At 33.3% G+C, this 14,292-nt stretch carries 14 protein-coding genes; 6 read left to right on the top strand and 8 right to left on the bottom strand.

Annotated elements, in window-relative coordinates; translation table 11 throughout:
• The 4 genes from QWY92_RS08315 to QWY92_RS08330 all read right to left on the bottom strand — a co-directional run bounded on the left by QWY92_RS08315 (position 1) and on the right by QWY92_RS08330 (position 3,093).
• The gene (locus tag QWY92_RS08315; RefSeq protein ID WP_290270197.1) at positions 1–333 is read right to left on the bottom strand and encodes a ribonuclease Z; all 333 of its coding nucleotides are present in this window, start codon (positions 331–333) and stop codon (positions 1–3) included.
• Positions 334–335: 2 nt separating this feature from the next.
• Positions 336–1,265, bottom strand: a complete 930-nt coding sequence (locus QWY92_RS08320) for an aspartate carbamoyltransferase catalytic subunit (RefSeq protein WP_290270199.1) — start codon at positions 1,263–1,265, stop codon at positions 336–338.
• 106 nt (positions 1,266–1,371) lie between these two features.
• Positions 1,372–1,911 (bottom strand): bifunctional pyr operon transcriptional regulator/uracil phosphoribosyltransferase PyrR, encoded by a 540-nt coding sequence (pyrR, locus tag QWY92_RS08325; RefSeq protein ID WP_290270201.1) that lies wholly within the window; start codon positions 1,909–1,911, stop codon positions 1,372–1,374.
• A 297-nt stretch (positions 1,912–2,208) separates the two neighbouring features.
• Complete coding sequence (locus QWY92_RS08330; RefSeq protein ID WP_290270203.1) at positions 2,209–3,093, bottom strand: DUF8428 domain-containing protein; 885 nt, start codon at positions 3,091–3,093, stop codon at positions 2,209–2,211.
• 187 nt (positions 3,094–3,280) lie between these two features.
• Between QWY92_RS08330 and QWY92_RS08335 the strand changes: the two genes are divergently transcribed.
• Entirely contained in the window at positions 3,281–3,754 is a 474-nt protein-coding gene (locus QWY92_RS08335; RefSeq protein WP_290270205.1) for a GNAT family N-acetyltransferase, read from the top strand.
• A gap of 28 nt (positions 3,755–3,782) precedes the next feature.
• Here QWY92_RS08335 and QWY92_RS08340 read toward each other — a convergent pair whose 3' ends face one another.
• On the bottom strand, positions 3,783–4,160 hold the full coding sequence (locus QWY92_RS08340; RefSeq protein ID WP_290270207.1) for a hypothetical protein: 378 nt from the start codon (positions 4,158–4,160) through the stop codon (positions 3,783–3,785).
• Positions 4,161–4,483: 323 nt separating this feature from the next.
• Complete coding sequence (locus tag QWY92_RS08345; RefSeq protein WP_290270208.1) at positions 4,484–6,379, bottom strand: M61 family metallopeptidase; 1,896 nt, start codon at positions 6,377–6,379, stop codon at positions 4,484–4,486.
• Between the two features lie 197 nt (positions 6,380–6,576).
• On the opposite strand from QWY92_RS08345, the gene QWY92_RS08350 reads away from it, so the two are divergent.
• From QWY92_RS08350 to QWY92_RS08370, 5 genes are all read left to right on the top strand, one after another.
• On the top strand, positions 6,577–7,584 hold the full coding sequence (locus QWY92_RS08350; protein ID WP_290270210.1) for a glycosyltransferase family 2 protein: 1,008 nt from the start codon (positions 6,577–6,579) through the stop codon (positions 7,582–7,584).
• Positions 7,585–7,683: 99 nt separating this feature from the next.
• Positions 7,684–9,609, top strand: coding sequence for a vWA domain-containing protein (locus tag QWY92_RS08355; RefSeq protein WP_290270212.1), 1,926 nt, complete (start codon positions 7,684–7,686; stop codon positions 9,607–9,609).
• Positions 9,606–10,862 carry a dihydroorotase gene (locus QWY92_RS08360; RefSeq protein WP_290270213.1) on the top strand — a complete coding sequence of 419 codons (1,257 nt, stop codon included), beginning with the start codon at positions 9,606–9,608 and terminating at the stop codon, positions 10,860–10,862. Before QWY92_RS08355 ends, QWY92_RS08360 begins: the two co-directional genes overlap by 4 nt.
• Before the next feature lie 2 nt (positions 10,863–10,864).
• Positions 10,865–11,203 carry a hypothetical protein gene (locus tag QWY92_RS08365; RefSeq protein WP_290270215.1) on the top strand — a complete coding sequence of 113 codons (339 nt, stop codon included), beginning with the start codon at positions 10,865–10,867 and terminating at the stop codon, positions 11,201–11,203.
• Entirely contained in the window at positions 11,204–11,860 is a 657-nt protein-coding gene (locus QWY92_RS08370) for an alpha/beta hydrolase (RefSeq protein ID WP_290270217.1), read from the top strand.
• A gap of 95 nt (positions 11,861–11,955) precedes the next feature.
• Here QWY92_RS08370 and QWY92_RS08375 read toward each other — a convergent pair whose 3' ends face one another.
• Both QWY92_RS08375 and QWY92_RS08380 read right to left on the bottom strand, forming a co-directional pair.
• Positions 11,956–12,660, bottom strand: coding sequence for a response regulator transcription factor (locus QWY92_RS08375; protein ID WP_290270219.1), 705 nt, complete (start codon positions 12,658–12,660; stop codon positions 11,956–11,958).
• Positions 12,661–12,663: 3 nt separating this feature from the next.
• Positions 12,664–14,229, bottom strand: coding sequence for a sensor histidine kinase (locus QWY92_RS08380; protein ID WP_290270221.1), 1,566 nt, complete (start codon positions 14,227–14,229; stop codon positions 12,664–12,666).
• Positions 14,230–14,292 lie beyond the last annotated feature (63 nt).

Consider the following 14,292-nt stretch of genomic DNA (forward strand, 5'->3'; position numbering starts at 1 on the left):
TTACAACCCTAAATCGCGCTCCATTTCTTCCATTTCAATGATATCGAAAGCTTCCTGTATAGTAGGTACCACCACCAATTCTTCTGGCGCGGTATCCAAATCTATTTTACTAGATACAATAACAAACGATTGATTTGATGCTCTATGTGTTTTCGAAATGGCTAAAAATTCAACCACATCTTTTACCCCCACATCTAATAGCGGTGTTAATGCCACAACAATGTTATTGTTTTTAAATTTAGGATATAAAGCCTGTATTTTTTTTACCAACTCAATGCTTGTTGCTTTTTCTTGAGTAATGATGGATATGTTATCTCTTTTATCAATTATCATAACTATTGTTTTATTTTAGACGCTAATAAATAAATTACGGCCATTCGAACTGCTACCCCGTTTTGTACCTGATCTAAAATTATAGCCTGGTCAGAATCGGCAACATCACTCGTAATTTCCACTCCACGATTTATTGGACCGGGATGCATAATGGTAATTTCCTTATCTAAACTATTCAACAACTCTTTAGTAACCCCAAATTGTTGTGTATATTCTCGCGTAGATGGAAAATAACTAATATCCATACGTTCGTTTTGCACACGCAACATATTAGCAACATCGCACCAATTTAACGCTTTTCTTAAATCTGTCTCAACTTTAACACCTAATTTATCAATATATTTTGGTAAAAGTGTTTTTGGTCCGCAAACCATAACTTCTGCGCCTTGTAATTGTAACGCAAAAATATTAGATAAAGCCACTCTACTATGTAAAATATCGCCTACAATAACTACTTTTTTCCCTTTAACTTCACCTAACTTTTCACGAATAGAATACGAATCTAAAAGCGCTTGCGTTGGGTGTTCATGGGCGCCGTCACCGGCATTTATAATACTCGCCTTAACATGCTTAGATAAAAACACACCAGCACCAGGGTTGGGGTGGCGCATAACCACCATATCCACTTTCATTGATAAAATATTGTTAACCGTATCAATAAGTGTTTCTCCTTTTTTAACGGATGATTGTGCCGAAGAAAAATTAAGCACATCGGCAGACAGTCTTTTTTCGGCCAATTCGAACGATAGTTTAGTACGTGTCGAATTTTCAAAAAATAAATTAGCAATGGTAATATCTCGAAGCGAAGGCACCTTTTTAATCGGTCGGTTTATCACTTCTTTAAAATGATCGGCCGTTTCAAAAATAAGTTGAATATCCTTTTTGTTAAGGTATTTTATTCCTAATAAGTGATTTACACTTAATTCGCTCATGTTTTCTGTATTCAGTTAGACGCCAAAACGTCCGTTATTCTTTTAATTTAACCGCTAGGTCCTACATTCTCTTTGCATCGTTTATAACTGTTCAGTTAAAAACGCGCTACTTTTCAATCAAATAAACTGCATCCTCACCATCTTGTTCGGCCCAATTTACTTTTACTTTTTCATTATTTATCACATCTACCTGTCGGCCACGATAATCGGGCTGAATAGGCAAGTGCCTACTAAAACGTCTATCAATTAACGTTAAAAGTTCAATTTCTTTGGGTCTTCCAAACGACTGAATAGCCGTTAAAGCTGCACGAATACTACGTCCGGTATACAACACATCATCAACAAAAACCACATTTTTATCCTCTACCAAAAAATTAATTTTAGTAGCATTAGCTTCCAACGGTTTGTCGCTACGTCTAAAATCGTCACGATAAAATGTAATATCTAGGCGCCCTAAATTAATATTTTTCACCTTATAATCTTCGGTTAAAATCTTGGTAAGCCGGCTCGCTAAAAATACGCCACGCGGTTGTAGCCCAATAATAACAGTATTCGAAAAATCGTGATGTCTCTCAATAAGCTGGCAAGCCAATCGGTGAAGAATGATGTTTATGGCTTTAGCGTTAAGTAAAACTTTTTGACTCATATAGTGTTCCAAACGGATTTGGTAAACAAAGATAACGCAAAAAATTATAAGTATAAACCCTGCTAATAACTTTATTTTGGGCGCACCCCTACCGGGTCGGGCTATCCGCTTCAAGTCCGCGCTCACCCAATTCGCATTGGGTGCGCTGTGGGCTTTTCACTACTATCCCTTGCGCACTAATTGCAGCGGCAGTTATTAAACCGCTAAAGCAAGTAAAACAAACCGTTATCCAAAAATTGAAACAAAAAAAACCTCAAGAATAAACTTGAGGTTTTATTAAGTTTTAATTAATTGAGTCTATTTTAATGTAAACTCAGAACTTGATACTAAATCTTTATCGTTATATACATTAACAATATAACGTCCTTTTTCAAATTTCTTATCATCATTAGAAGCAACAAACTCACAAACATTAAGGCTTGCATTTTCGTAATTAAACTTACTAATCATACTGTAATTTAATATTTTATTACCAAACTGAACTTGTTCGTTTAAACCTAAAGTTTGGTTTAATGGGTCTACAACTTGAACATATAATTCTTGATCACCAGATTGCACCAACGTGTTTTTTGCTACCGTAAAGCATACTCTAATTTTATCGGTACGGCTAGCACGTTCTGTAGGAATTAATTTCCCAGAATTACGTTCTATAACACCAAAACCTTTTAAGCCAATAGCACCTAAAACAGATGCATTATTAACCACTTCGGCCAATGCTGTGTTTTGTATTAATAAAGAATCTGTAAAAACAGTACGTTCCTCTAATCTTACTCTTGTACTATCTAAAGATGTTGCTAAATACGCGTTCTCTACACGTAACGAATCGTTTTGTGCCATTAACACATCCATTTCTTTCTGTAACGACACATACTTTTGCTTATATCTCCACAAACTTTTAACGTTTGTTTCGGATACTTTTAAAGAATCTATTAAACCTTGAATTCTTCCTCTAGCTTCAATTAAATTATTGTTCGAAATTTGATTTTCATTAATAGCTTCATCGTACTGTTTAGCCATGGTGTTTAAATCGTTCATAACCAATTCCTTTTGTTCGGTTAATTCCTTTTGAACATCGTTACTCTTTTTATTAAGGTTCATGGCATAAAAACCTGTTGCTAAAAATAGAACTAATGCAATCCCCAAAGCAACCTTAAGTCCAGTACTACTTGTTGTATTTTCCATAATTATATATTTAATCTTATTTGTTTCTTAGTTTAAACTTTATATTTTGTTAGCACTATGTTTATATACGGTATTTGTTTTAATTTGGATGTACTTAATTGTTAAAAAACCAATAATTATGTAATCTCTTACAAGGGCTTTAAAACAGCCTAACACCTTAAAAACAAACACTTATTACTTATTACTTATGAATTTTAAAATAATACCTTTTGAAAACCAATACACTAAAGACTTTTACCATTTAAATATTGAATGGTTAGAAGCGCTTTTTAAAGTAGAAGCTTACGATAAAAAAGTTTTAAGCCAACCACAGCAATATATTATAGATACTGGCGGATATATTTTTTTAGGACGTAAAGATGATGTCATCATAGGAACTGTTGCATTAATGCCTATTATCAATTCTAATTATTTTGAGCTCACAAAAATGGCTGTTTCACCTAAGTATCGTGGACTAAAAATAGGTCAAACCATGATGGAACATGTTATTGAATTTGCAAAAACAAAGCAGATTCCAAAACTTATTATTTGTTCGAGCACCAAACTAGAAAACGCCATTTACATCTATAAAAAATATGGTTTTGTTGAAATACCTATGGAACCAAACAATCATTACGAACGATCTGATATTAAAATGGAATTATTTCTTATGCGCTCCTAGTTAAATAAAAAATCTAACAATTATTATCCTATGACTCTAACGGTATTTCTGGTAATTTATTTTTAAAACTTGCCGCATTCTCTCTGTAGGTTACATTTTTCTTTTTAGAAATAAGCACTAGCAAATCTTCCTTTAAGGTAAATAACGTTCCGCCTCTAAAAGTATCTGTTAGTAAGGTTTCTATTTCTGCAATTGCTTCCTTTAGGGTAAATTGTTTGTAAAGCTCTTCTTCAGTATAACGGTATTTTAATTGAAAAACCGTTTTTCCTTCAACTACAAACAAACGCATGTAAACATTTACTAAGCCTTCGCTTTTTCGAACGGGTTTACTTAAGGTTAGTTTTACAAACTCATCATTGATTACACTTTGCTGTAATCTTTCAAAAAATTCTTTAAATTCACTCATGTTGCAAAGATAGAAAATGCTTGAATATAGTTGGTAGTTATTAGGTATTTGTTGCTCGTTAACTATACTAAATGGACGGAAAAGTAATTTTATTAGTACACCCGCGTTAGGGATTGATGCGGCATCCTTTTTAAAATGAGATCTACACTAACTTTAGCTAGACACGAACGTTTTAAAAAACGAGAGTTTATGCTGTTTAATTAAACCTACTTTTTAAAAAGATATAGCGGAAAGCCCGACCCTTTTCGGGTAACGCCATAAAAAAACGATTGATAAACTAAGATGTCTATCAATCGTTTTTATATGATTTTTTTGAACTGTTATTAGCCTTTTAACCAAGCTGATTTTAATGTTTTTTGAGCTTCGGTTGCATCTGCTTTTTCAAAAATGCCTTCGCCCATAGTAAATGCTGGCGTGGCGGTGGTTTTAATTTCGATGTTTTTACCGGCACGCTCTAAGGTAATATTTACCTCGGAACCTGGCTCCCACATATTCATTTTTTGTAAAAGTCTGTTGGCGTTTAACATGGTTAACGGCTCCCCTTCTATGGCTTTTAAAATATCATTTCCTTGCACGCCTTGAGCTTTCCAGAAACTGTTGTTTTCTACATCGTCGATAAAAAAGACTTGTCCTTTTTGAGGGTCGGCGCCAAATAACAGGTTTCCTGCGTTTTGCACATAACCCGTTTCTACTTCTCCTTCTCCAATTTCTAACCCTACTTTACCTAAAAATTCGTTGTAGTTAATTGGAATATCGCCGATAACATGGGCATCGAAAAATTCGCGTAACGACGGGTAAGTCATGGCTACAATTTCGTCTATTAATTTATCGTCTTCGAAAGGTTTATTTTTTCCGTATTTATTAGAAAGTTCTTTCATTAGCGATAAAATACCGCGGTTTCCATTACTTTCCTCACGCATTAAAATATCGATACACATCCCTATTAACGCACCTTTTTGGTACACGTTGGTGTATTGATCTTTATACGGTGCCTTTAATACATTTTCACTCATAATGGTGAAACTCATGGCATCGTTCATATTTGAAGATGCTTGTACTTTTTCCATTATTTTATTGAAAAACTCATCTTCTGAAACTAAGTCTTCACTAACCTGAAATAAAGTTGCAAAATATTCGGTTACGCCTTCGTACATCCATAAATGTTTGGAGAATGTTGGGTTGTTGTAATCGAAATAATGCACATCTTCGGAATGTACGCTTAACGGAGTTACAATGTGGAAAAATTCGTGCGATACCACATCGGTCATGCTGCTAGCCAAACTCGCTTCGTCCATTTCTTCTGGCAATACCACTACAGTAGATGTGTGATGCTCTAAGGCTCCAAAACCTTTTGGAGAATCTTCATTTCCTTCTGATAAATACAAGTAAATATCGTAACGTGGTGTTGAATTTATATCGCCCAAAAACACTTTTTGAGCTTGCATCATTTTAAAAACAGTTTCTTTTAAAGACGCTGCAGAATGTACTTTGTTGGGAGAATATACACTTAAAACAATTTTAATATCGCCTACCATAAATTCTTCAACATCCAGATTTCCGTACATCATTGGATTATCGGTAATGTCGAAATAACGTGGCGCAAAATAACTTGTAGTTATGCTTTTACCATCATCGCTAGTTTTAGAGTCTACAGTTTGTAATGCTGAAGTACGAACAAAATCGGCTGCTCCCGTAACATCTAACTTATATTGATTGTTTTTTAAATTATCGAAATACCCAATAAAACCATGTAAATTAAGGACGTAGTTTTCGGGTTCGATATTGGTTCCCGATGGTGAAAATGGCTCTTCGCCACCAATACCACCTTTGGTTTCAATATCGAAAGTATCGTTTACTAAATATGTAATTTTATCTAATTCCTTAGCATTTTCAATAGTCCAAGTATTTTTATCTACCTTAATTACCGGCATACTTTCACCTTTGTAGTTTAGCGCTTTAAAATCGTCTACATATTTTCCAAAATCACTTACCGAATATGTCCCTTGCACTACTTTTGGTAATCTATACGTTACGCTAGATTCGGTAAAACGACCTGGGTTTATTACAACAGGCGCTTTATCGTTGGTCACTTCATTTAAATTAATTGAAGTTTCAATAGGTAAACTCACGGCCAAATCGTTACTCGTTTTTTTAGAAGCAGTACAACTTGCTAATAAAAGGCCCATCATAATAGATGTAGAAAGGAACTTGGTATTCATAATACTTTTTGTGTTAATTTATGCTTTGTTTAGGTGGCGCTTAATGCGACTTTTCAATTAAATACAACAAAAAAATAACGCAAATAGAATCCTTAATTATTGAAAATTCGAGTAGGTTATTTAGGGTGTAAATAAGTGAGCCCGAAATTACTATTATGATATATAATTATCTCCTAAGGTTTTGTTAAATTCGCATCATGCAAAAACCTTTAGTTAGTATTTTAATTCCGTTTAAAAACACAGGAGCGTATTTAGAGCCTTGTTTGTTATCCATTTTAAATCAGACCTATTCCAACTGGGAATTATTAATTATTGATGATGGATCTACCGACAATAGTTTCGGAATTGTGAACACTTTTGCTATAAAAGACGAGCGCATCAAACTTTTTAAAAATACCGGCCAAGGAATTATCGATGCTTTAAAACTGGCTTTTGAAAAAAGTACAGGCGAACTCATTACCAGAATGGATAGTGATGATGTAATGCAACCCAACAAAATTGAAGTTCTAAGCAACCATTTAATTTTGCACGGCACAAAACATGTAGCGCTTGGTTTAGTAAATTACTTTGCTGAAGGTGGTATTAAAGACGGCTATAAAAGTTATGAAACTTGGCTAAATAGCTTAACATTAAAAGGACGTAATTTTTCTGAAATTTATAAGGAATGTGTTATTCCATCGCCTTGCTGGATGGTCTATCGAAGCGATTTAATAGCTTGCGATGCCTTTAACCCCAGCCGTTACCCAGAAGATTACGACTTGGCTTTTCGTTTTTACAAACATCAATTTAAGTGCATTCCTTGCGATGTTGTTTTACATAATTGGCGCGATTATAACAACCGCACGTCGCGCACGCATGTACATTATGCCGAAAACCATTTTATAGATATCAAATTGCTTTACTTTTTAGAACTTGATTATAATCCAAGAAAAACACTAGTGGTTTGGGGCGCCGGAAATAAAGGAAAAACTATTGCAAAAAAACTGATTGCTCAAAATATCCCTTTTGAATGGATTTGCGACAATCCTAAAAAAATTGGTCGTGATATTTATGGTGTTATTCTGAAACCATTCCGCGATTTAGAATCCATTACAAACCCGCAAAGTATTATTACAGTGGCCAATAAAACCGAACAAAAAACTATTTTAAACTATATGAATGGGTTGAATTTAAAATCAATTTCTGATTATGTTTTTTTCTGTTGACAAGCCACAAACCTGCCTTTTATAAAAACAGGAATTCGTGATTAAGAAATATTTTAAAATTCAATTGCATTTTCTATCTTTGACTAATCAGAAAAAACCATGCAGTTTAAACACCCCGAACTTCTTTACGCCTTATTTTTACTGCTAATCCCTATTATTGTTCATTTATTTCAATTAAGAAAATTTGAAAAAGTAAGCTTTACAAACGTCGCTTTTTTAAAAGAAGCCAAACTCCAAGCCCGAAAAAGTTCGCAAATAAAAAAATGGTTGGTGCTTTGCACACGACTCTTATTACTCGCATGTATTGTTTTAGCTTTTGCACAACCTATTATTGCGAATAAAAACGTTTTCAAGTCGAAAAAAGAAACGGTTATTTATTTAGACAATTCCTTTAGTATGCAGGCCAAAGGCAATCAAGGCGAATTGCTAAAGCGTGCCGTACAAGATATTATTGAACAGGTTCCGGAAGACGATAATATTTCGATAATTACCAACAGTCAAGTCTTTAAAAACACCACTATAAAAAGCATAAAAAACGAATTATTACAACTTAATTATGCTGAAACACCATTAACCACAACTGCTGCTTTATTAAAAAGTAACACCTTTTTTTCTAAAGATAAAAACAGTTTAAAAAAATTAATTTTTATTTCTGATTTTCAAGAAACGGAACATCCTATTTTAGTTGACAAAGATTCGTTAAAATTGACTCATTTTGTCCAACTTCAACCTGTAAACGTTGAAAATATTTCAGTTGACAGTCTTTATATTTCTGAAAAATCAGCTTCCGAAATCACATTAAAAGTCCTTTTGAAAAATAATGGAAAAGCTATCGAGAATTTACCTGTTTCCCTTTTCAATAATGATACTTTAATCGCAAAAACATCAGTTCCTGTTAACAAAGAAGCCTTTACGGAATTTACTTTACCCTCTAATAAAATCATAAATGGTAAAGTTTCGATAAACGATATTAGTTTACAGTTTGATAACAGCCTATTTTTCAATATTAACAACACTTCAAAAGTCAATGTTTTAGCAATAAATGCGGCTGACGATGGTTTTTTAAAACGTATTTACACCAATTCTGAATTCAATTATACAGGCACCGCGCTCAATCAATTAAATTATAATATTTTAGAGTCGCAAAACTTGATTATTTTAAATGAAATTAACGCTATCCCTAATGCATTAACAGCGGCTTTAAAACAATTTACAGATGAAGGTGGCTCATTATTGATTATTCCTTCCATTAATATTTCCGTTGCGTCTTACAATGCTTTATTTCAAAATAACCAAACAACTTTCGGGCCCATAAATACTTCTGAAAAACGAATTACCAGCATCAATTATTCGCATCCTTTATATAGCAATGGTGTGTTCGAAAAACAGGTGAGTAATTTTCAATACCCCAAAGTGAACGGTTTTTATAATGTGCACTCCAACAGTATATCGTCCATTTTAAAATATGAAGATACTAAGCCATTTCTTTTTCAAAATAAAAACACCTTTGTTTTTACATCGGCTTTAAATAGTAAAAACTCAAACTTTAAAAATTCGCCGCTGATTGTGCCAACCCTTTACAATATTGGAAAATACAGTTTTAAAATTCCTGAAATATATTACAACATTGGTAAAAACAATAGTTTTGAAGTAAACACGCAACTGCAACAAGATGCGGTTTTATCGCTTGTTAACGAAACAGCAAACAACATTCCCGAACAGCGTATTTTCAATAATAAAGTTCAGATTAAAACATCAGAAACACCAAATACAGCTGGTATTTATGCGATTAAAAACAAAACAGAAACTATAAAAAACGTCAGTTATAATTACGGTAGAACAGAAAGTAAGTTGGTTTACACCAATTTATCACACACCAAAAACATGCATTTAAGTCATTCGGTTGCCGATGTTTTCGACACCATAAAAAGTGATACAAAAATTAATGCCCTATGGAAATGGTTTGTTATTTTTGCACTAGCGTTTTTACTTATTGAAATGTGCATCTTAAAATATTTTAAATGAACATACTTATAAAATCGGCCACGATAATAGATTCCAAAAGTGAATTTCATAACAGCACTCAAGATTTATTAATTGAAAATGGACTGATTACAAACATTGCTAAATCCATTAAAACCCCGGGAGATTATCAAGAAATAGAACTTGATAATTTACATATTTCACAAGGCTGGTTTGATAGTAGCGTGAGTTTTGGAGAACCTGGTTTTGAAGAACGAGACACTATTGAAAATGGACTAAAAACGGCTGCAGCATCTGGTTTTACTACCGTTGCAATGAATGCAAACAGTAACCCTGTTATTCAATCGAATGCCGATATTACTTTCGTAAATGCCAAAGCTCAAAACCATGCGGTAAAATTATTACCTATTGGAGCCTTAACTATTGGGAGTAAAGGTGAAGATTTAGCTGAGCTTTATGATATGAAATCTGCAGGAGCAGTTGCTTTCTACGATTATAAAAAATCTATTTCTAATCCGAATTTAATGAAAATTGCGCTGCAATACGCAAGTAATTTCAACGGATTAGTTTGCGCATTTCCTCAAGAAAACAAAATTGCAGGTCATGGTGTTATGAATGAAAATATAACAAGTACCACTTTAGGATTAAAAGGCATTCCTGCCTTAGCCGAAGCCTTGCATGTTGCCCGAGATTTATTCTTATTAGAATATACTGGTGGAAAATTACACTTTCCTACTATTTCTACAGCAGAATCTGTATCATTAATTCGTGAGGCTAAAAAGAAAAAACTAGACGTTACTTGTAGTGTTGCTATTCATAATTTATATTTTACCGATGCCGCTTTAACCGATTTCAATACTCATTTTAAGGTATTACCTCCTTTACGTATTCAAAGTGATGTAGATGCTTTAATTGAAGGTATAAAAGATGGTACAATCGACATGGTAACTAGTGACCATAACCCGATTGATGTAGAACATAAGAAGATTGAATTCGACCACGCCAAATATGGTACCATTGGTTTAGAATCGGCTTTTGGAGCATTACAGAGTCTATTCACAATAAAGAAAACGATTGATATTTTAACCAAAGGAAAATCAAGATTCGGGGTAGAAAATACACCTATAAACATCGGAAATAAAGTGAATATTTCACTCTTTAATCCAGATACTAAATACACGTTTTCTAGAAATAACATATTATCAAAATCGAAGAACGCCATTTTTGAAGAAGCAACTTTAAAAGGAACCGTTTACGGTATTATCGCTAATAATAAAATAGCCATTAAAAATTAATAATGAACGAACAAGATATTGAAAAAGGACGCAAAAATGCCATCATAAGTTATTTGACTTTAATTGGGGTTATCGTGGCGTACTATATGAATAATGAACCAGATAAAAAAAGTGCTTTTGCTAGTTTCCATATTAGGCAATCTTTAGGCTTATGGCTTACTTTTTTTGCTCTTGGACGCATGGCAGGAAGTTTTGATAGTTGGTTAATCTCTTCTAGCTTTTACCTTTGTTTTGCCGTACTTTTTATCTATGGATTTTCAAATGCCATCGGAAGAAAAGCGCAAACGGTGCCTTTAGTTGGGCCATTATATCAAAAATTCTTTAAAAATTTAGGAAATTAAATGTCAGCAACAACACTTTCATTACATCATATTATTCGTAAATCGAGCCTCGCAGAAAACGCACCATTACTGATATTACTGCATGGTTACGGTAGCGACGAAAACGATTTATTTTCATTTGCTAACGAATTACCAGAAGAACTTTTTATTATCTCGGTAAGAGCGCCATACCCGATGCAACCGCAAGGAAATGCTTGGTACGCCATTAATTTTGATGCTGAAAAAGGAAAATGGAGCGATAATGATCAAGCCATCCTTTCACGCGATTTAATCTCTAAATTTATTGACGAAGCTATTGAAGCTTATCCTGTAAATAAAAATTCGGTATCACTTTTAGGCTTTAGTCAAGGTTGCATTTTAAGTTATGCTGTGGCTTTAACTTATCCAGAAAAAATTAAAAACATTGTCGCTTTAAGTGGTTATGTAAATCCTGATATTTTCCCGAAACCACTTCAAAAAGAAGATTTTGCACATCTAGATTTTTACTGTTCGCACGGTAGTGTAGATCAAGTAATTCCCGTAGATTGGGCACGTCAAAATGCGCCTTATTTAAGTAAATTAAACATAAAACATAAATATTCTGAGTTTCCTGTTGGGCACGGCGTTGCACCGCAAAACTTCTACGAATTAAAAGAATGGTTGGCTGCTAGAATTTAAAATCAGACTAATCATTACTTATTTAAAACGCTAAAAAAAACCTGTCGATGTTTATAAAACATGACAGGTTTTTTAATATAATTTATGTTGAAATATTAACTATTCACAACGAGTCTAAAACCTTCTCCATGAATGTTAAGGATTTCTACTTTTGGATCTAATTTTAAATACTTACGTAATTTTGCAATGTACACATCCATACTTCTTGAGGTGAAATAATTATCATCTCTCCAAATTTTGGTAAGTGCTAATTCACGTGGCATTAAATCATTTTCATGCAAGGCCAACAAACGCAATAATTCGTTTTCTTTTGGAGATAACTTTACCGGATCGGCACCGTTATGACTTAAAAAACGAAGTTTAGAATTTAAGTCGAAACCACCTATTTTAAATTCAAACTGCTTACTATCAGAAACTGTTTCTGTAGCTTTACGTTGGATAATAGCCTTAATTTTCATTAAGAGTACTTCACTATCAAACGGTTTATTTAAATAGTCGTCTGCACCTACTTTATAGCCTTTTAAAACATCTTCCTTCATGGTTTTAGCCGTAAGGAAAACAATAGGCACATCGGTGTTTTTTTCACGTATTTCTTTCGCTAACGTAAACCCGTCTTTATAAGGCATCATGACATCAAGAATACACAAATCGAAATCGTCTTTCTTAAATTTTTCAAAACCTTCCATACCATTTTTAGCATGAGTTACGTCGTAATCATTCATCATTAAATAATCCTTAAGTACGGTTCCAAAATTCGGATCGTCTTCTACTAATAAAATTCTTTTTTTATGCTCTTCCATAATTTACGATATTAAGGGAAGTCTTACTGTAAAAGTACTTCCTTTGTCTTTTTCACTTTCTACTGTTATATAACCTTGATGGTCATCTACTATACGTTTCACGTATGCTAAGCCCAAACCATGGCCTTTAACATTATGTATATTTCCAGTATGTTCTCTATAAAATTTTTCGAACACACGTTTCACGGCAGCTTTACTCATTCCGCTACCCTGATCTTTTATTTTTATTATGATGTTGGTACCCACATTTTCTGTGTACACATCTATTTTCGGCTTTTCAGGCGAATATTTAATGGCATTATCCAAAATATTAACAATCACATTGGTAAAATGTGTTTCGTTTGCTAAAACGGTGGTGCTTTCGGCATCCAAATGCGTATTAATATAACCTTGTCTATCCTCAACAATAAGTTGTACATGCGTCATCGCATCTTCAATTAAGTCGTGTAACTCAACAGGTTCCTTACTTATATTAAGCTCATTTTTTTCAAGCTTAGAAATTCGTAATACATTTTCAACCTGAGCATGCATGCGTTTATTTTCTTCCTTAATCATATTCAGATAACGAATTACCTTTTCCTTATCGTTAATGATCTTTGGGTTTTTAATTGAATCTAAAGCCAAATTTATAGTTGCAATCGGTGTTTTAAACTCATGCGTCATGTTATTTATAAAATCGGTTTTAATTTCCGAAATCTTACGCTGTTTCATTAACTGATACAATGCACCAGAATAAGCCATAATAATAATGAGCGTAAACACTATCGATAATAAAATCATTCCGATAATTGTCGATAAAATAAATTTACCATCCTCTGGAAAATTCACCAATAATTTATAAGGACTTCCGGAATTTACACTCGAAAAAATAGGCACAGAAAATGTTGACGCTTTATCATTTTCAAAAGCTTCACTTTGAATTTTTGTTGCCAAATCGTTACTATAAATAGCGAATTCAAAATGAATATTAATGGAATCCTCTTTCAGTTTACGCGTTAACAACTCTTTAATGGTCGCCTTACTTACACGCTTATGAATAGGCTGCCTCTCCGCCATATCTTTATACAAATCTTCATATAAAATTTTATCGGTAGTCGACATTTTTTCAATAACCAACAACTTATCATTCGAACTTAAATCTAAATCAGATTCTTTATTACTATAAACCTTCGTTTGGCGCTCGTTATAAATACGCTTTACGTTTATAGTGTCCGAACCCATATCAAAGAGCGGTGAACTTAGCTTGTAATTTTCCTCCAAAATACCACTGCTATAAACAATAGTTTCATTAGAGTCGGAGTCTTCCTGAATAATATTTAAACTTCGTATGGCCGCCGAATCTACAGCTGCTCCATTTAAAACTATATTCTGTAATTTGTAAACATACTCCGCTTCTTCCCTAGTTTCAATCGTGTTAGACACATAATACAATGCCGTTTTTACAATACTTCTAAAGCGCTCCTTTTCGTTTTGAACCGAATTATTAATGTAGTAAGCCTGAATGGATATGATACCAATCAAAGACAAGCTCATTAATAAAATTAACAGGAAAATTATGCGTTTACTCATTAGTCAAAATTAACATTTTAACATTTACAAAAGTAGCTTTTAACCTTACATTAACAAAAATGT

The sequence above is a fragment of the Algibacter miyuki genome (assembly GCF_030409805.1).
Taxonomy (GTDB): domain Bacteria; phylum Bacteroidota; class Bacteroidia; order Flavobacteriales; family Flavobacteriaceae; genus Algibacter; species Algibacter miyuki.